Here is a 20,071-nt window from a genome sequence, read left to right on the forward strand (position 1 = left end):
GGGAGATATGGGGGATGAAAATTAAAGATAATAAGACTGCTTTTCATGTAATTATAAGGATATTTCTTATAGCTGTTTTAATTTTAACTGGAACATTATTAGAAGAAAAAATTAATAATGTTCCAGTCCAAAATATAAGCACAAAAGATGAAAATACACTAGAATTACTTTCTCAAAATAATACTTTAGGAGAAATTATGTATAAAGCATCTCAAGAGGAAACAAAAGGGCCAGGAGCTACTTCTGAAAAAGTAGCATACATAACAATAGATGATGGACCATCAAAATATACAAATGCACTTCTTGATATTTTAAAAGAAAATGATGTCAAAGCGACATTTTTCATGCTTAATCAAAATATGAAAAACCATAAGGAAGAAGTAAAAAGAGTATTAGAAGAAAAAAATTCAATAGGTTTTCATAGTGTAAGTCATGATATACATAAGCTATATAAAAGCCCAGACGTAACAGTTGGTGAGTTTAATACATGTAATGATACTTTACAAGATATAACTGGTCAGAGCTCAAAATTAATAAGATTGCCATATGGAAGTAAGCCATATATGCCAGAAGGTTCATATAGTAAACTTATGGCAAATGATTACTTAATTTGGGATTGGAATTTGGATACACAAGATTGGAAATCTTCTACAAGTCAAATAGTTAGTAATATATTGTATTATGGAAGAAAAAGAGATGAATTGGTAGTGTTAATTCATGAGAAAGAACAAAGTTTAAATGCTCTAAATAACATTATAAGAATTTTAAAAGAGAGAGGATATACAATATTACCGATTACAGAGAATATCACACCTAAAAATTTCTGGCAAGAAAACTTATAATAAATTTAAATATAGTAAAAAATAAAGTAAATTATTTATGAAATAAAACATATAATTTATAAAATAGAATATAAAAAATATAGAATAATAAAGGAAATATAAAGAAAATATAATTTAAAATTAAGAAAATACTGTTAAGATTTAAACAAAATAATAGTATAATTTACTGTCATGATAAAATAAGTTGGAAAGATGGTATAGAAAATAACAATTATCATAAAATATAAAAAGATAATTGAGAAAATTCAGAAAAAATAAAATAAAAATAATTGACAAAAAGAATAATATTTGTATATAATAATATGTAACATTAAAGACTGAGAAGAAGAGGAGTAAGTAAATACTACTAAAAGAGAGGAAAATTCATTGGCTGTAAGATTTTCTAAGTATAAGGTTTACTGAATGTAGCTTTGGAGTTTCTAAACTGAACTGTTAGTAAGTTTAGACGGTTAGAACCGTTAAATTCTTTGAGAGTCAAAGTTGATAAAATAACATTAAGTAATATTTAGTTATATATTAATGTGTTTTAAGCTTTGGAATTAAGGTGGTAACGCGAGCTTTTCGTCCTTTTTAAAGAGGATGAAGGGCTCTTTTTTATTTCTAGAGATATTTTAAAAATTTATTTATAAAAATATAGGAGGCAAGACAATGGAAAATACGAACTTATCAAAAACTTATAATCCAAAAGATTTTGAGGCTAGGTTATATAAAAAATGGATGGACGAGGGGTATTTTAAATCTAAACCAAACCCAGATAAAAAGCCATTTACAATAATGATGCCACCACCAAACATAACAGGACAATTGCATATGGGACACGCTCTTGACCATACACTTCAAGATATATTAATTAGATGGAAGCGTATGGATGGGTATGAAGCTTTTTGGCTTCCAGGAACAGACCATGCTTCTATAGCAACTGAAGTTAAAGTTGTTGAAAGAATAAAAAAAGAAGAAGGTAAAACAAAGTATGAAATAGGTAGAGATGAATTTCTAAAGAGAGCTTGGGAATGGAAAGATGAATTTGGAGGAAAGATATCTAATCAGCTTAAGCAATTAGGAGATTCTTGCGATTGGGATAAAGAGAGATTTACTATGGATGAAGGGTGTAATGAAGCAGTTATAGAATTCTTTGTAAAATTGTATGAAAAAGGTCATATATACAGAGGAAATAGAATAATAAACTGGTGCCCAGATTGTAAAACTACTTTATCAGATGCAGAAGTTGAACATGAAGAACATGACGGAAACTTTTATCATATAAAATATCCACTAAAAGATAGTGAGGATTTCTTAGAAATAGCTACAACTAGACCTGAGACAATGATAGGAGATACTGGTATAGCAGTAAATCCAGAAGACGATAGATACAAACACTTAATAGGAAAAACAGCAATACTTCCATTAGTAGGAAGAGAACTTCCAATAGTTGCAGATAGTTATGTTGACTTAGAGTTTGGAACTGGTGCAGTTAAGATGACTCCAGCACATGACCCTAATGATTTTGAAGTAGGATTAAGACATAATCTTGAACAGTTAAATACTATGAATGAAGATGGAACTATGAATGAAGTTTGTGGAAAATATGAAGGTATGGATAGATTTGAGTGTAGAAAAGCTATCGTATCAGACTTAAAAGAGCAAGGTTACCTAATTAACATAAAAGAGCATAATCATAATGTAGGAACTTGTTATAGATGCCATACAATAGTTGAGCCTAGATTATCAGAGCAATGGTTTGTTAAGATGGATGAACTTGCAAAACCAGCTATAGATATTCTTAAAAATGGAGAACTAGAATTTGTTCCAGAAAAATTTGATAAAACTTATTTACAATGGTTAGAAAATATAAGAGATTGGTGTATATCAAGACAATTATGGTGGGGTCATCAAATACCAGCTTATTATTGTCAAGAATGTGGAGAAATAGTAGTAGCAAAACAAATGCCTGATAAATGTCCTAAATGTGGAAGCACTCATTTTAAACAAGATGAAGATGCATTAGATACTTGGTTTAGTTCTGCACTATGGCCTTTCTCTACTCTAGGATGGCCAAATAAAACTGAAGCTTTAGACTACTATTACCCAACAAGTGTACTTGTTACAGGATATGATATAATATTCTTCTGGGTAGTTAGAATGGCTTTTGCAGGTATGTTCTGTATGAATGAGAAGCCATTTGACCATGTATTAGTTCATGGATTAGTAAGAGATTCTCAAGGTAGAAAGATGAGTAAATCTTTAGGAAATGGTATTGACCCATTAGAGATAATCGAGCAATATGGAGCTGATGCACTAAGATTTACATTAACAACTGGAAATTCCCCAGGAAATGATATGAGATTTTATATGGAAAGAGTAGAATTTGCTAGAAACTTTGCTAATAAATTGTGGAATGCATCAAGATTTGTATTTATGAATATTGATGAAGATATAATTAAAAACATAACTAGAGAAAGTGTTAAAGATAATTTAACTCTAGCAGATAAATGGATAATATCAAGAGCAAATAATATTGTAAAAGAAGCAACTAATAACATGGATAAGTTTGATTTAGGAATAGCACTTCAAAAGATATATGATTTCACTTGGTCAGAGTACTGTGACTGGTATATTGAAATGGTTAAACCTAGATTATATGGAGAAGATACAGATGCTAAGTCTGCAGCATTATACACATTGACTTATGTTCTTGAAAAGATATTAAAATTATTACATCCATATATGCCATTTATAACAGAGGAGATATACACTTACCTTCCTACTGTTGAAGGATGTATAATAGTATCTGAGTGGCCAAAATATAATGAAGAAGATAATATGGTTGAAGAAGAAGAAATGATGAATTTATTGATGGAAGGTATAAGAAGTATAAGAAATGTGAGAGCAGAAATGAATGTACCACCTTCTAAGAAAGCTAAGTTGATAATAGTACCAAGTGAAGAAAAGGTAGAAGCTATTGAACTTGGTAAAGATTATTTTATAACTTTAGCATCTGCTTCAAATGTTGAAATAGCAAAAGATAAATCTAATGTTCCAGAAGATGCAGTTGGAGTAGTTATTGATGGTGTTGAAATATTTATACCTCTTAATGAACTAGTTGACTTTGAAAAAGAAATTGAGAGATTATCTAAAGAAAAGAAAAAATTAGAGGGAGAAATAAAGAGAGTTAATGGAAAACTTGCAAACCAAGGATTCTTAGCAAAAGCTCCTGAAAGTTTAATTGAAGAAGAAAAAGCTAAAAAAGAAAAATTTGAAGAAATGATTAAATCTGTTGATGAAAGATTAACAAATTTAGAATCTAAAATAAAATAAATACTAGAGTTAATAAAAACATACAAAAAGTACGTAATCTGTACTTTTTGTATGTTTTTCTTTCTATATATACAAATATGATGTTATAATTCATTACAGATGTGTTATATTTTTATCTTATTTATGATGATATTAATCTTATATCTAAAAAATTTATGAGCAATAAAAATTTGCTATATTATGATATTTAATATAGGATGATAAAATACAGATTACGTTTGCCTTCATATATTTTTTGCACAATATATCTAGAAAAATAGATGAATTTATCATAATTTAAGTTTATGTATCAAAGATAATTACTAGAAGTAGTTTAATCGACAATTTAAGTTTGTAAAGAAATTTGAATATAAAAGTCAATGAGTACAGTTTGTAAATTGAAATAAAGTAAACTAAATGATATTTTAGATTTGGAGGTGATATTATGTTCAGGGTAGTTATATGTGATGACGAAAAAATACAAAGAAGCATACTTAAGGAATTTGCAGAAAAACTTTTGTCTGAAAGGTGTCTAAATTATCAAATACTGGAATTCTCTTGTGGAGAAGATTTAATATCTAAATACCCAGAAAAAATTGACATTATATTTTTAGATATCCAAATGAAAGATATCAATGGAATTGAGGTGGCTAAAAAGATAAGAAAGTTTGATGAAAAAGTAGAAATTATATTTACAACTGCTTTTTCAGAGTATGCCCCCCAGGGTTATGAAGTACGTGCTTATAGATATTTAGTAAAGCCTATAGAGTATAGTAACTTTGCAATGGGTGTAAATCTTTGTATTGATAACCTTCAAAGAAAGAAGGAGCGTTATATAGTTTTAAATAGTAAAAAAGGATTTAATAGAATACTTATAGATTCTATTTTATATGTTGAAACTGTAAAGAGAGATTTAGTTGTACATACATTAGGGAGAGATTATAAAGCCAATATGAGCATGAAACAAGCAGAAAAATTATTGTGTGAAAATGGATTTTTCAGATGTCATACAAGTTTTATTGTCAATTTGAGAAGAATAGAAGATCTTGGTGATAATATGATTACTATTAATGAGAAATTTATACCAATTAGTAAGTATAGACTCAAAGATTTAAAAGTAGCATTAACAAGCTTGTTATGTGATATAATGTATTAATTTTGAAAAAGGTAAATTAAAATATTTAAAAAATATTTAAAGTCATCACAGAGCTATTTATTCAAGACTGTCTTAATATAGAAAAAATTCTCTGTATTAAGACGGCCTTTATTATGATGTAAAATAGTAGCTTATAGATTCTAGGTATTGTTTCATTATGTGGAGTGTACAATTATAATAGATTAATTATTAGTATATTATAGATAATTTCTATATGTAGTATTTTAGTTTTTTACTATGCATTAACATATATTAAATTTTACAATATGACTCCAAAAAAGCATATAGATATTGCACCTACAGCTATTGAGATAGCAATAGACTTGAATTTATAAGCTACTAATAGTACTATTATACCTGATATAATTTTGGGATTAGTTAATGACATATATAGATTATCTCCATTAAAAAAAATATCTTTTGCTATGAGTGAACTAAGTATAGCAATAGGTATAAACTTCATGATGTCTTTAATAGAATCAGGCATATCATTTTTTGAAAGTATTATCATAGGTAAAATTCTTGGAATATAAGTAACAATTGCCATACCTAAAATAACTACAAGTATGTAATTAGTATTCATGGATTTCCTCCTTCTTGCGAGTTAACTTTTGTATATAAAAGCCAAATAAAGCAGATAAAATAGATGCTATTATGATGACTAAACTACTTTTAAAGAAAGTATATAAAATTATTGATAATAGGATAGAAAGCATTGAAACTAGTATGTATACTTTACTTTTAATTTGATTAACTACTAATGTTATGAACATTGCTATAAGTAGAAAGCTTGCTACAGAATCACTTATAGTGACAATTTCTCCAAGAAATGCTCCTAAGAAACAACTACCAGCCCATACTAGTATACAAAGATTGTTTAGGTATAATGCGTGTTTATCTGTCCAATTACTATAAGTATATTTTTCTAAGTTTATAGCAAATGTTTCATCTGTAACACCATGACAAAAATACATTAAAAACCTCATATTTTTATTTTTTATATGCATATGTAAGTTGGAGCTCATTAAAAAATTACGAAGATTCAATATAAATGTGGTTAGTACTATTGAAGTTATACTTCCATTTGAAGCTAGCATTGAAGCAGCCACAAACTGTGAACTACCTGCAAATACCATAAGTGACATCATTAGTATGTAAAAGGCAGATAAACCTGCTTTTTGAAGCATAATACCGCAAATAAGTCCTAATGGGATATATCCTAGAAATATTGGGATTGATGTCAGAAAACTTTCCTTTAAAATTTCTTTTCTTGATATTTCTTCTTTCAAATATAATCACCTCTTTAAAATAATGAATATTTATAAAATTCTATAAATATTTGTTTCATTTTATTATATCTATTTTAATTAGTTATATCAATGTTTGAGGCAATACAGTATATATTAAAATAAGCATTTATAATTTGTAGAATTTATAGTAATGAATTTATAAATAGTTTAGTTCTATTAAAAGATTCCCTTTTATGCAATTTATTTATTGAAATATGATATAATATATAAGGGTTTAGGTATCAATCCTTAGGATAATGACTATATAAATTTTATGAGTGTGCAGAGTGCAAGTTTTTATGTGCTGATTTAAATATATATTTATTCGCTATCTTGAGTGTTTTTTTACATATTGATTCATACATTGTAGAATGTATTACAAGACAATTACATTTAAATTAATGTTCTTATAGTATATAAATAATTATTCCCATAAATAAAATTGAGGTTTATGATATTTAAGTAAAAAAGTAGAATGTGTAATTGGTGGTTAATTATAAATATATATGAATAAAGTATACAAGGGGATTGTCTAATAAGAAGGATAATCTCCTTTTTACAAATAATTCTAAATTGTGATATAAATCTAAAAATTTTATCTTATTATTTAACAATTTAATGATAATAATTGATATAATGAATATAAATTGAATATATAGTATACTTAATTTATGTTTTTAGAAGTAAATATGGCATTTAAAAGAGAAATTGTGCAACTTAAATTAAAATTTAAGATGAACTATTAACATAGATATATTAAAAACTTTTAGTAATGGAGAATATATGTGATATGAATAATAAAGTTAAGGTTGCAGTATTAGATACAGGAATAGATAAAGAACATGATTACTTAAAGGATAACTTAGTTGGAGGAATTGCTTTTGAATGTATACATGATTATATTTTTATATCAGATAAATTTGATGATGAAGATGGTCATGGAACTGCTTGTGCATCAATAATAAAGAAGGAGTATGAAGATGTAGAGCTATTTGTTATAAAAGTTTTAGGTAAAGATAGCATCGCAAATATAAAAGTTCTTGAAGAAGCATTAAAATATCTTTTAGACACAAACATAAGATTGATTAACTTAAGTTTATCAGTCATAGGAGTAGAAAGTGTCAAGGGATTATTTGAAGTTTGTTATGAATTGTTTAGAAAAGGGAAAATAATAGTATGTTCATTATCTAATGAATTTGACTTAAGTTATCCAGCAATGTTTAATAATGTTATAGGAGTGAGAGGATTTACCTTAGATGTAGATGATTCTTTTTGGTACAATAAAAAATATGATGTTCAATGTGTTATGGATAGTAATTCGTATATAAGTTGTGATATAAATAATTCTTATAGATTACCACCAAAGTGTAATAGCTATGTAGCAGCAAAATTTACTGGTAAAATAGCTAAGATATTGTCTGAAAATCCAGATATAACGATATCTGATTTAAATGATAAACTTGAACTATTAGCAATTAAAAATAATTGGGATAGTTTTGATTTAGATGAATATAGTAGAATTCCAAACTTTAAACTAGATTTGTATGACAAAGAAAATGTTCTTCTTATGAAAGTCGCTGATGTTGTTAGAGATTGCTTAAATATTAAAGTTGATAATGAAAAATTATTTCAATGTAGTCTTTTTAATAAAGAGATAGGATTAGTTTATGATAATTGTTTTAGTTTGCTTCAAAAACTAGAACGGGTATTTAACATAAAATTTAATTATATGGATATATCAAAGTATGATTTAGTTTCGATATATACATTAACTGAGTTAGTAGAAATGTATAAAAACAAAAAATTATAAATAAGGAATTAGTAATTAGATTTAATGTATAAGGTATTAGATTATATGTATTCTTTGTCAGTAGATTAAAAGCAAAAAATATACTATAATTAGATAACATAAAAGAAAATGCCGATACAGGGGGAATTAGATAATGAAATATGAAGAAGCATTAGAGTACATATCACAAACCAATAAGTTTGGTATAAGATTAGGTCTAGAGAATATTGGAAAATTATTAGAATTATTGGGGAACCCACAAGAAACTTTAAATATAATACATGTAGCTGGAACTAATGGAAAAGGCTCAGTGTGTTCTTTTGTTTCTAATATACTAAGAGAGTGTGGATATAAAGTTGGTTTATATACATCTCCGTATTTAGAAACCTTTACTGAACGTATAAGAGTAAATGGAGAAAATATACCACAAGACGATGTTGCTAGGATAATTGAATTAATAAAAGAAAAAATAGATATTATGGTAGAACAAGGCTATGCATATCCAACAGAGTTCGAGGTAGTTACTGCAATGGCATTTTATTACTATTCAGAACAAAATGTGGATTTTGTTGCTTTAGAAGTTGGTTTAGGTGGAAGATATGATGCTACCAATATAATAACAAAATCACTTGTAAGTGTAATAGCATCTATAAGTTTAGACCATACAGGAATACTTGGAGACACAATAGAAAAAATAGCATATGAAAAGGCTGGGATAATAAAGGAAAATGGAGTAGTACTAGTATATGACCAAACTGATGAAGCTAAAAATGTCATAAAGTCAGTTTGTAATGAGAAAAAAGCACAATATATAGAAGTTAATTTTGATGATATAAATATAAAAAAATCAGATATAGACTCTCAAATATATGACTGTACTGTAATGAAAGAAATTTACAAAGACCTTGAAATAAAATTGATAGGTGAACATCAGATAAATAATTCTATATTGGCGATGAGTGTAATAAAATATTTAAAAGATATAAACAAATTAGAAAAGATAAGTGAAGAATCTATAAGAAAAGGACTTATAAATACTAAGTGGCCAGGAAGAATAGAAAAAATAAAAGAAAATCCAATTTTTATAATAGATGGTGCGCATAATGAAGATGGAGCAAAATCTTTAGCAAAAGCACTTAATAAGAATTTTAAAGATAGAAGTTTAACCCTATTAATAGGTATGCTAGAAGATAAAGACATTGATAGTGTTTTAAATATATTATTGCCACATTTTAATAAGGTAATAACAACAACTCCTAATAATCCAAGAGCCATAAATTCAGATATATTAAAAGAAAAAGTATTAAAATATGTAGATGATGTAACATCAAAGCATGAGATAGAAGATGCAGTAAATTACACATTGGAAACATCAAATAAAGATGATGTTATAATAAGTGCAGGTTCTTTATATATGATTGGGACAGTTAGAACTTTAGTAAATAAATTATAACTTTATAAAATAAAAATATAAATACATGAATATAAATAAAAATATAAAAAAAGCTATCTAACTTAGTAGATAGCTCTTTTTTATATAAAGTAAGTTTTTAATAATTTTTCTGATATTTATATAGTGGTGATTATATAGATTGACGGATAGCTTTAGATAGCTGGTCAGGGCAAGAAGTACCTTTTCCACCACAATCAATACCATTTAATTTATCAGCAACTTCAAGAGCATTTTGACCAATTATTAAGCTTCTAAGTCCTGATAAATTACCATTACATCCTCCTATGAACTCAGCATCAACAATCACATTATTTTCATCAACTTCAAAAACCATTTCTCTACAACAAACACCACTTGGGTTAAATGTTACTTTCATTAAAAAGACCTCCATTAAATATATTTCATTTTTTTAACATTAATAATAATACCAAATATATGCGTAATAATGCAACTATAAAGCATAATACAAGCTAATGAAATAATATATTATTGTAGTATATGTATTGTGGAGAGGAGGGGTTATGTGAAAATCTATATTTCTAACTATCTATCAAAGAGTATTAGTATAGTTGATTATTCTACACTTGAGCTAGAAAAGGAAATAGTATTAGAAGATAATATATATCCACATCATTTTTGCATAGAAAAAGAAAAAAATTTAATATACATACCTAGTTCAAGTAATGGGATACTCTATGTCTTAGATTTAAGCAATGATAAAATAATTGATACTGTTTCCATAGGAGGAAGTCTTAGTCAAGTTGTACTTAGTGATAATGAATTATTTGTAGCAAATGAAGATTCTAATAGTATATACGTATTGGATAAAAACACATTAAATCCAATAGGAATTATTGGTGTTGATAACATGCCACATGGATTTGATTTTGACAGAGAAAGTAAAAAGTTATATGTACCATGTATAAATTCAATAGTATGTATAGATACAATAAATAAAAATATACAAAAGAAAATTAATATGGACTTTAGAGCATGGCATATAGAACTTGATAAACAAAAGAAAGAAATGTATATATCAACACTTGATGGAAAGCTTATAATAGTTGATGAAGTAAGTATGGATATAAAAAAGGTATTATATGAATTCTTATTACCAGTAGAAATAAGATTTAATTATAGTGGGAAAAAAGTTTATGTTGCTGATTTGGGTTATAATAATGTGAGAATTTTAGATTATACAACAAGTAGATACATTGGGAATATTGAGATAAATGGAATTCCACAGGGATTAGAAATATCTAAAGATGAAAGGTTATTATTTGTGTCAGATACACAAGAAAACTCAGTGAAAGTTTACGAAACTGCAAATAACAAATTAATAAAAGAAATCAAGGTAGGAAAAGAGCCTACAACTATAATTTGTTTGTAGGCTTTAATGTATGTCTCTTATAAGTAAGTCGATAACTTCGGCATACATATAAGATGCATTATTTTTCCAGTTGTTGCAAATAAGCTTTGCCTGTTTCTCTGAGGAAACATTTAGATTTAAATCTATTAAGTTAGACTGATTTTCTATGACTCTAAGGTTGACAATAAATTCATTATCACTTTGTTTTACAAAACTAGACTTTACTTGAGTATCTGCTAGTAAATTTTCTTTATTAGAATCTATATACTTGTCTATTTTTTCTGTAACACTAGTAGGTATTCGATTAAAGAAGTATTCTAGACTTTCTACGCCTCTTTGAGTAAGAGCATAATATTCTCTGTCAGAGTCTTTATATGTAGTCAAAAACTTAGATTCCATAAGCTGAGATAAAAGCTGTTGTAATGAAAAATAATTCATCATCTCAGTCTCTAATACTACTTGAGTTATTTGAGAATTAGTTAAATCCATTTTAATTTTTTCTAATATATATAAAATTAAAAGTTTATGATACGCTAATTCTTCAGACGAGTTTTCAAACATAAATATCATCCTCCGTCAAACTATTTCTATATATAATATATTAAACTAATTCATACAAAATTAAAAGAACAATTTATATAGTATTATTAATCTTTAACAAATCATATAAAATTAATTTTATAAATAAATACAGAGAAACAGGGCTGCTAATTAGCAGCCCTGTTGATACCCAGGTGTCAAAATTTACTATCTATTTTCCAGCCATTTGTCTTTCAGCCATTTCAACTAATTTCTTAGTCATGTATCCACCAACATATCCATTTTCTCTAGCTGTTAAGTTTCCTTTGTCTATGTTTTCATAGTTAGATAAACCTATTTCGTTAGCTATTTCTAATTTCATTTGGTTTAAAGCAGCTTTTGCTTCTGGCACTACTGTTCTGTTTGAATTTGACATAGTAAATTTCCTCCTCAAATAATTAGTTTATGATGTCTAACAACACTTTTATTTATGTGATGTTAATACTAATTTCTCCAAAATAAAAATAATATATACAGAAAAATAAAGGTAAAAATGTAAAAAATATTAAAAAATTAAATAAATGGGTATTTTAGAGCGTTTAACTAGAACGATATAGATTTTGTTTTTTTACTTATTGTCTTATAAATTAAATATTACAGTACTTTTTTGAGCTAAAAAAAAATAAATTTTAAATATAGAAGAAATTATTTAAAAGGGGGAATAGTATGAAAAGAGAAGTCAAAAGAACTAAAGCTTTGATATATAGTGTTTTATTTTTTTCATTATTATTAGTATTAATATTTGCTCTTGTTTATGGAATAAAGTATATGTGTTCTAAGTCTGATAACTCAAAAATGCCTATATATAAAGTTGATACAAATGAGAAAAAGGTAGCTTTAAGTTTTGATGTTGCTTGGGGAACTAATAATATGGATGAAATTTTAAAGATTTTAGATAAACATAATGTAAAAGCTACTTTTTTTCTAGTTGGTAGCTGGGTAGATGATAATCAAGATATTGTGAAGGCTATAGATGAAAAGGGACATGAAATTGGCAATCATTCAAATACCCATGCGAATTTGAAAGAAATATCAAAAGAAGACATAAAAAAAGAAATAGAAACTACATCAGGAAAGATATTTAATATAACAGGGAAAAAAACAAATTTGTTTAGACCACCTTTTGGAGATGTAAACAACAAAGCTATGGACATTTGCAGTGATTTAGGTTATAAAGTAATTAAGTGGGATGTGGATTCTATAGACTGGAAAGAGCTTGGTCCAAACCATGTAATTGAAAAAGTAATAAAAGAATCTCAACCTGGCTCAATAGTTTTATTTCATGCTAATATAAATGATGTAGATAACTATTTGGACACTATAATAAGTAAGCTTAAAAAAGATGGATACAGTTTAGTAAAAATATCAGACTTATTATATAAAGATAATTACATAATTGATTCTAATGGAGTGCAGAAACTTAAGAATTAACAAGTAGTAAATGTATATTTTAAGTAAAGTTGTGGTAAATTATATAGTATATGTTAGAAAAGTGTCGATAAAAAGACGGTGTCTATTTTTTGACACTTTTTATGCATGTATGCGATATCAATAATTATAGATTAAATTGGTTGAAAAAGTGTCTAATAATTGACTTTTATAAAATGAGTTTAAATATTTGAAAGAAGTTATGGATGCTGTAAGACAGTATTTTCAAAGGGTATAAGTTTGTTTAAAAGTTGGCATAGAAATTGCTTTGTTAATAAGCGATATGTTCTATAGAAATAAACAATATGTTAAGACATTGTAATAGAAAAACAACATTAACATTATTTGAACAGCTTATAAAAAAAATTAATATACTTAAGGGGGCGTACTAGTTGAACAAACTATATTCTATTTTATTAAAACAACACGTTGGTGGTCCAGATAAACCAGTAGTAAGTGTTGGAGATGTAGTAAAAAAAGGAACTCTAATCGCAGAACCAGCTGGATTAGGAGCAAATATTTATGCCAGTGTTAGTGGAAAAATAAGTGAAATAAATGACCAAGCTATAGTAATCGAAGCTGATGAAGTACAAGATGATACTTTTGAACCATTAAAAGGAGAAGGTATACTTGACTTAATTAAAGAAGCTGGAGTTGTAGGTATGGGTGGAGCAGGATTCCCTACTCATATAAAATTAAACATAGATTTAAAAGGTGGAACAATATTAGCAAATGCTGCTGAATGTGAACCTTTATTAGCTCATAACATAAAAGAAATAGAAGAAAGACCAGAGATAGTTTACCAAGGTATAAAATATGCTATGGAAGTTACTAATGCTGGAAAAGGTATGCTAGCAATAAAAAGCAAGCATCCAGAAGCAATAGCAGCATTTAAAAAAGTAATAAAGCCAGGAGATAATATAGAAGTTGCAGAACTAGTTGACATGTACCCAATGGGAGAAGAGAGAGCGATAGTAAGAGACGTTCTAGGTAAATTACTTGAGCCAACTCAATTACCTTCAGAAGCTAATGCAGTAGTAATAAATGTAGAAACATTAACTAGAATAGTAGAAGCTGTTGAGCAAAAAAGACCAGTTATATCTAAAAATGTAACTGTAGTTGGTCAATTAAACAGTGGAAAAGAATCTATAGTATTTGAAGATGTGCCAATTGGGACTACTGTTGGAGAATTAATTGAAAGAGCTGGTGGAATAAAAGGTGAATACGGTGAGATAATCTTAGGAGGACCTTTCACTGGTAAAGCTACTACTTTAGATACTCCAATAACTAAAACTAGTGGTGGTATAATAGTTACTATGCCATTTGTTAATGAAAAGAGAAAAATGGGTCTTTTAGTCTGTGCATGTGGACCTAATGAAGAAAGAATGAGAGACATAGCAGCTAAAATGGGAGTTACTGATATAGTATCAGTTCAAAAATGTAAACAAGCTCAAGAAATTAAAGGTGTATTAAAATGTGAAAATCCAGGACACTGTCCAGGACAAGCTCAAAAATGTATAGAATTTAAGAAAGCTGGAGCAGAAGTTATATTAATAGGAAACTGTACTGACTGTAGTAACACAGTAATGGGTTCTGCACCAAAATTAAAATTAGGTGTATATCATATTACTGACCATGTAATGAGAACAGTTAATCACCCATTAATAAGAAGAATAAAAGGTGACGTAAGATTAAAAATAAAATAATATAATATAAAAATATATAATAAAACATCCTTGGAAAAAATTGGAAAATTGTTTTCAGGGATGTTTTTTTGTTGTTATATGTCGATAACATTAACGAATAATATAAATAATATGGAAAAAATAGACAAAATATAATATCTAATATATAATAATGGCAATAGCTATTAAAATTATATTAGACAAAAACAAACTCAGATATGTGGTCATATTGACATATAAAAATTGAATTGAGTCAATTATCCAATAGAGTAAATAGTTTTGTATTATCTCAAGATACTCTACAGTATCTTTTTTAATGTAAGAATAAGTTTTTGTCTCTTACTAATAATTTTAGAATGTTCGTAAAGAGTGCACTTAAAAAATAAAAAATATTACAAAAATAAAAATTACTAAAAACCTATTTATAGAAACTGTGAAGTATATCTTAAATTTGGGCACTTAAAAGATATATGGAGTTAGTAGTGCAACCTGCTATAAATATAAATAGGAGGAAAATCTTGAAAATAAAAATTAAAAAATCAAGTATAATTAGTTTAGTAATTGCTTTTAGTATGGCATTTACTGCATTTGCACCAATAATATCTTATGCTGACGAAGTAAGTGGAAAAGATACAATACTTGGTGGAGAGAAGCCATCAGGAGTAGAAACACCAGATGGAGAGAAACCATCAGGAGGGGAAACACCAGATGGAGAGAAACCATCAGGAGGAGAAACACCAGACGGAGAGAAGCCATCAGGAGGAGAAACACCAGACGGAGAGAAGCCATCAGGAGGAGAAACACCAGACGGAGAGAAACCATCAGGAGGAGAAACACCAGACGGAGAGAAGCCATCAGGAGGAGAAACACCAGATGGAGAGAAGCCATCAGGAGGAGAAACACCAGACGGAGAGAAGCCATCAGGAGTAGAAACACCAGATGGAGAGAAGCCATCAGGTGAAGAGATACCAGATGGGGAGAAGCCATCAGGTGAAGAGATACCAGATGGGGAGAAACCATCAGGTGAAGAGATACCAGATGGGGAGAAGCCATTAGGTGAAATTATACCATCAGAAGAAGAGGAAGAATTAGAAGTAGAAGAAATGAGTTTGAAGCAGAATATTGAAGATATTCTTAATCTTACTGTATCTCAAATAAATAAGATTGTATATAATTTCTGGGAAGATGAAAATGATGTAAAAACAGATGAACAGTCAGAAATTAGTGAGGTACTTACTTCAAAAGATGCAAATATTGGATTATGGCATAATAAAAATTCAAAAGTAAAAAATACATGTTTGTTAAAAGAAACAGATGGTTCAAATAGACCTTATTTTGATGTGAGATTTGATGATATTACAAAAACTTTAACTTTTGATTATATAATAGAAGGTCTTATAGGTGCAGGCTATAAAGATGGGAAATATATAATAGAAGGTGAAGACGGAGAACAAACTGCATTTTGTTATAATAATCATCTAAAATCTCCAACTAGTCATAATAAGAGTCCATACTTACCAGCAGAAGATTTTAATGGTCAAGAAAATCAAAACGAAGATGCAATTAAATCTATACTATATGCGGGTTCTGAGTTTGATGGATTTGGATATAAGCAACAATTTAATTTAGGTGGAGAAGAATATGAAGGTATAACTCATTCTACTACTCAAGATGCTATTTGGATTATGCTTGGGCAAATGAATGAGCAGGAAAGACTTAAACAATATCAAGCTAATATAAAGCTTTATGATATGTTTATAGAGAGTGCAAAGACTGAAGAGGAAAAAGCTGAGTATCTAAAAGGTAAGGAAGCAGCAATAAATTCAAAAGCTTACTTAGAGGCATTATTAAATGCAGGGCGTGAAGAATTAAAGCCAAATGATACAGGAAAACCTAGTCTGAGTAATGGTTTGACTGATATTAAATTTGATAAGAATCAAGATGGTACTTATGAAACAGAAGCTATAGCTTTAGTAGGTTATAGTGGTGTAGTTAAATTAAAGTTACCAGATGGAGTAACTGCTTATGATGAAAATGGAAATGTAATAGGTACAGGTGAAGTAGAAATCTCAACACAAGAAAAGTTTAAACTTAAGAGTGTTAATAAGCCAGATGTAAAAGCTAATATATCTGCTTTATCTTATGATTATATTTTCCCAAAAGCTATTCAGTATTTTAAGACAGTTTTCGATTTTGGTGATAAAGACCATTCATCTTTATTGCCTACTAGTAAGCAAAATTTATTAAGTTATACAATAGAACAAAAAAATGGCGAGGAAGTTGATTTCAATATAGGTGTACCAACAGATGGAGACCCTGATGTGAATCCACCAGTGCCACCAGATAATGGTAATGATAACTCAAATGGTCATAAACCTAAGCCATCACCACCATCAGATGATACAGTGATAAATCCACCAGTACCACCGTCAGATGATACAGTGATAAATCCACCAATACCACCATCAGATGATACAGTAATAAATCCACCAGTACCACCATCAGATGATACAGTGATAAATCCACCAGTGCCACCATCAGGTGATGTAGTGGAAAATCCATCAGTGCCATCAAAAAATGATACAATAGTAAATCCACCAGTACCACCAACAAATGACATAGTTGTAAAATCACCAAAAACAGGTGATGAAACTCAAATAATGCCATACATACTTATTGGTATTGTAGCAATTTGTGGGTTAGCGTATCAAACAAAAAGAGCAAAAAATTAATATGGAGTACTGTTTGTTATTAAGTTTTAGAATATATTGTCTCAAATTGATTTAAAATCATTTTGAGGCATTTTTTTGTGTAAGTATAACCTTTGTGAGAACAGATGTTAATTGTTTTGTGAATAGAAAAATACTTTGAAGGTGAAAATAGTATTGAAAAAATAATATACTAAAGGTATAATTCATTTGATTTCATTTGTATAGATTTAAGTATTCATTTTAGTAATTACATGAATTTGTATTAGAAATTTGTATATTAAACAGTTAAGAAATTTTAATATTAATTATTTAATAAACTGTTATTATGATATGCTAGAATAAATATATATAAATAAGTTTTGATGATGTACTACTATAAAGGGGGGACTTTATGTTTTCGATACCAGAAGTAAAAAAAGTAGAAGAGGTAATGGATACAAAATTTACAACTATAGACGAAGACACAAGAATTGAAGATGCAATAAAAGAAATGATAAAAAGCAACACAAAAACTCTAATGGTAATAGATTCATCTGGTGAATTAAAAGGGATTATATCTATGACAGATATACATAATCTTTATGACATGCATAAGAAGTATGACGGTCAACCAGTAAAACTTATAATGAAAAAGGATGTAATATATGTCAGCGAAGGTCTAACCTTAGATGAGTGCAGAGATATAATGATATTGAAAAATATAGGAATTCTCCCTGTTCTTAGAGACAATAAAATTATTGGAGTCTTAAAACAAGAGCATATTAGAGACTATTTATATATGCATTTAGAAGACTATGGATTGACTTTGAAATATATTATAGGACAAATTAAAGAAGGAATTTGTGCTATAAATAACGAAGGTGTAGTTATATTGTGGAATAAGTTTATGGAGGAAAGGTATGATATAAAATCTGAAGACATAGTCGGTCGACCGATGAACGAATTTTTGGAAAATACTATTTCAGAAAAAGTATTAAATAGTAAAATCGGTATGAGTGACTTATATTTTACAGATAAAAAAGAAAATATGTATGCACTAGTCCATGCAAATCCTATATTTTATAAGGAAGAATTTATTGGTGTTGTATGTACAGAAGTTGATGTTACAGAAGCCAAGATACTTGCTCTTGAACTTGAAAAGGTAAATGATACATTGAAATATTTAAAGAATGAAGTTAAAAACTTATCCAAAGGTAGCTTTGATAAAATTTTAGGTAAGAGTTATAAGTTGGAAAAATCGAAAGCGATTGCAAAACAAGTAGCTAGAACCAATAGTAGCATATTTATCTGGGGTGAAAGTGGTACAGGTAAAGAAGTATTTGCCAGAGCTATCCATGATTATAGTGAGAGAAAAGGTCAATTTATACCTGTTAACTGTAGTGCCATACCAAATGAGTTGTTTGAAAGTGAGTTTTTTGGATATGAATCAGGTGCATTTACTGGAGCAAGCAAAAAAGGTCGAATAGGTATATTTGAACTTGCAAAGGATGGGACTGTATTTTTAGATGAAATTGCTGATTTACCTCTTAGTATGCAGGCTAAGTTGCTTAGAGTACTACAAGAAAAGGAAATAAGAAGAGTTGGTGGAGATACAACAATAAAAATAAATCCTAGAATAATATCAGCTACTAACAAAGATTTAGGTAAAATGGTGAAATCAGAAAAATTTAGAGAAGATTTATACTATAGATTAAATGTTGTGGAGATAAAGATTCCACCACTTAGAGAGAGAAAAGAGGACATAGGATTGTTGGTTCATAGCTTTTTAGAAGAAATATGTAAACAAAACAACAAACCTGTTCTTACAATTAGTAAAGATGTAATAGATATATTTCAAAACTATAGATGGAAAGGAAATATTAGAGAATTAAAAAATACAATTGAAAATATGGTTGTTTTGTCTCAAAACTCTAGGATAGAGATGGAGGATGTACCAAGCTACATGATGGATTCTACTAATAAAAGTACTGAAGAAGAGGAATATCCTTTAGATTTGACGAAAGCTACTCAAAAGATTGAAGTAAAAAATATAACAAAGGCTTTAAAAATGTCTAATGGAAATAAAGCTAAAGCAGCTAAGATATTAAATATACCAAGAACTACATTGTATTATAAGATAGACCAATACAAAATAGATGTGTCTAAAATATGACACATGACTAAATTTTGACAAAATAATAAATATCAGTATTAAGTGTAGTGAAATCAATGGTTATAACAATGCTATGTATGTGGGTGTGTTAAAAAAAATAAAAAAGTGTTGATAAATTGACACTTTTTTTTGTTTGAGAAAATGTTTACATACATAAAAAATAAACTGTTTTAAATAAATATTTATATGATATTTGGCTAAAAATAGCGATAAGAGAAGAATCTATTATAGAAAAAATCTTTTTGTTAATAAGTTGGCATAGGAATTGCTTATATATAAAGTGACTTCAAATGAGAAAAAAACAATGATTTTGATGACTTATGT

15 protein-coding genes, 1 riboswitch and 1 other annotated feature are annotated in these 20,071 nt (G+C 28.1%); of the genes, 10 read left to right on the forward strand and 5 right to left on the reverse strand.

Annotated features, from left to right (window positions below; translation table 11 throughout):
* The first annotated feature begins 14 nt into the window (after positions 1 to 14).
* The 3 genes from Q3223_RS13805 (at position 15) to rgaR (ending at position 5,292) form a co-directional block, all read left to right on the forward strand.
* The gene (locus tag Q3223_RS13805) at positions 15 to 842 is read left to right on the forward strand and encodes a polysaccharide deacetylase family protein (protein ID WP_074179343.1); all 828 of its coding nucleotides are present in this window, start codon (positions 15 to 17) and stop codon (positions 840 to 842) included.
* A gap of 310 nt (positions 843 to 1,152) precedes the next feature.
* Positions 1,153 to 1,414: a binding site (T-box leader), on the forward strand.
* A 76-nt stretch (positions 1,415 to 1,490) separates the two neighbouring features.
* Positions 1,491 to 4,157 (forward strand): valine--tRNA ligase, encoded by a 2,667-nt coding sequence (locus Q3223_RS13810; protein ID WP_054277637.1) that lies wholly within the window; start codon positions 1,491 to 1,493, stop codon positions 4,155 to 4,157.
* A 424-nt stretch (positions 4,158 to 4,581) separates the two neighbouring features.
* A complete protein-coding gene (gene rgaR / locus Q3223_RS13815) occupies positions 4,582 to 5,292 on the forward strand; it encodes a two-component system response regulator RgaR (RefSeq protein WP_054271703.1) in 711 nt (236 codons plus the stop codon).
* A gap of 259 nt (positions 5,293 to 5,551) precedes the next feature.
* Here the strand turns inward: rgaR and Q3223_RS13820 are convergent, their stop codons facing one another.
* Positions 5,552 to 5,875 (reverse strand): AzlD domain-containing protein, encoded by a 324-nt coding sequence (locus Q3223_RS13820; RefSeq protein ID WP_054271702.1) that lies wholly within the window; start codon positions 5,873 to 5,875, stop codon positions 5,552 to 5,554.
* The gene (locus Q3223_RS13825) at positions 5,865 to 6,581 is read right to left on the reverse strand and encodes an AzlC family ABC transporter permease (protein ID WP_223153370.1); all 717 of its coding nucleotides are present in this window, start codon (positions 6,579 to 6,581) and stop codon (positions 5,865 to 5,867) included. The genes Q3223_RS13820 and Q3223_RS13825 overlap by 11 nt, the downstream gene beginning before the upstream one ends.
* A gap of 790 nt (positions 6,582 to 7,371) precedes the next feature.
* Between Q3223_RS13825 and Q3223_RS13830 the strand changes: the two genes are divergently transcribed.
* Positions 7,372 to 8,391, forward strand: coding sequence for a S8 family serine peptidase (locus tag Q3223_RS13830; protein WP_054271701.1), 1,020 nt, complete (start codon positions 7,372 to 7,374; stop codon positions 8,389 to 8,391).
* Between the two features lie 133 nt (positions 8,392 to 8,524).
* Positions 8,525 to 9,823: a folylpolyglutamate synthase/dihydrofolate synthase family protein gene (locus Q3223_RS13835; RefSeq protein ID WP_284182422.1), complete on the forward strand. Its 1,299-nt coding sequence runs from the start codon at positions 8,525 to 8,527 to the stop codon at positions 9,821 to 9,823.
* A 130-nt stretch (positions 9,824 to 9,953) separates the two neighbouring features.
* Here the strand turns inward: Q3223_RS13835 and Q3223_RS13840 are convergent, their stop codons facing one another.
* Positions 9,954 to 10,199, reverse strand: coding sequence for a TIGR03905 family TSCPD domain-containing protein (locus Q3223_RS13840; protein WP_054271699.1), 246 nt, complete (start codon positions 10,197 to 10,199; stop codon positions 9,954 to 9,956).
* 147 nt (positions 10,200 to 10,346) lie between these two features.
* Between Q3223_RS13840 and Q3223_RS13845 the strand changes: the two genes are divergently transcribed.
* Positions 10,347 to 11,213, forward strand: a complete 867-nt coding sequence (locus tag Q3223_RS13845) for a YncE family protein (protein WP_054271698.1) — start codon at positions 10,347 to 10,349, stop codon at positions 11,211 to 11,213.
* 3 nt (positions 11,214 to 11,216) lie between these two features.
* On the opposite strand, the gene Q3223_RS13850 is transcribed toward Q3223_RS13845, so the two are convergent.
* The gene (locus Q3223_RS13850; protein ID WP_009891708.1) at positions 11,217 to 11,753 is read right to left on the reverse strand and encodes a DUF4364 family protein; all 537 of its coding nucleotides are present in this window, start codon (positions 11,751 to 11,753) and stop codon (positions 11,217 to 11,219) included.
* Between the two features lie 190 nt (positions 11,754 to 11,943).
* Positions 11,944 to 12,147, reverse strand: a complete 204-nt coding sequence (locus tag Q3223_RS13855; protein WP_003422115.1) for an alpha/beta-type small acid-soluble spore protein — start codon at positions 12,145 to 12,147, stop codon at positions 11,944 to 11,946.
* A gap of 290 nt (positions 12,148 to 12,437) precedes the next feature.
* Here Q3223_RS13855 and Q3223_RS13860 point away from each other — a divergent pair, with 290 nt between their 5' ends.
* The 4 genes from Q3223_RS13860 (at position 12,438) to prdR (ending at position 19,747) form a co-directional block, all read left to right on the forward strand.
* The gene (locus Q3223_RS13860) at positions 12,438 to 13,202 is read left to right on the forward strand and encodes a polysaccharide deacetylase family protein (protein WP_167639838.1); all 765 of its coding nucleotides are present in this window, start codon (positions 12,438 to 12,440) and stop codon (positions 13,200 to 13,202) included.
* Between the two features lie 389 nt (positions 13,203 to 13,591).
* On the forward strand, positions 13,592 to 14,905 hold the full coding sequence (gene prdC, locus Q3223_RS13865; RefSeq protein WP_407812098.1) for a proline reductase-associated electron transfer protein PrdC: 1,314 nt from the start codon (positions 13,592 to 13,594) through the stop codon (positions 14,903 to 14,905).
* Positions 14,906 to 15,301: 396 nt separating this feature from the next.
* Positions 15,302 to 15,387, forward strand: a riboswitch (cyclic di-GMP riboswitch).
* 15 nt (positions 15,388 to 15,402) lie between these two features.
* On the forward strand, positions 15,403 to 17,616 hold the full coding sequence (locus Q3223_RS13870; RefSeq protein ID WP_407812099.1) for a Cys-Gln thioester bond-forming surface protein: 2,214 nt from the start codon (positions 15,403 to 15,405) through the stop codon (positions 17,614 to 17,616).
* 370 nt (positions 17,617 to 17,986) lie between these two features.
* The gene (prdR, locus tag Q3223_RS13875) at positions 17,987 to 19,747 is read left to right on the forward strand and encodes a sigma-54 dependent transcriptional regulator PrdR (RefSeq protein ID WP_074179788.1); all 1,761 of its coding nucleotides are present in this window, start codon (positions 17,987 to 17,989) and stop codon (positions 19,745 to 19,747) included.
* The last annotated feature ends 324 nt before the right edge of the window (positions 19,748 to 20,071 follow it).

The sequence above is a fragment of the Clostridioides sp. GD02367 genome, assembly GCF_045900275.1.
Taxonomy (GTDB): domain Bacteria; phylum Bacillota; class Clostridia; order Peptostreptococcales; family Peptostreptococcaceae; genus Clostridioides; species Clostridioides difficile_A.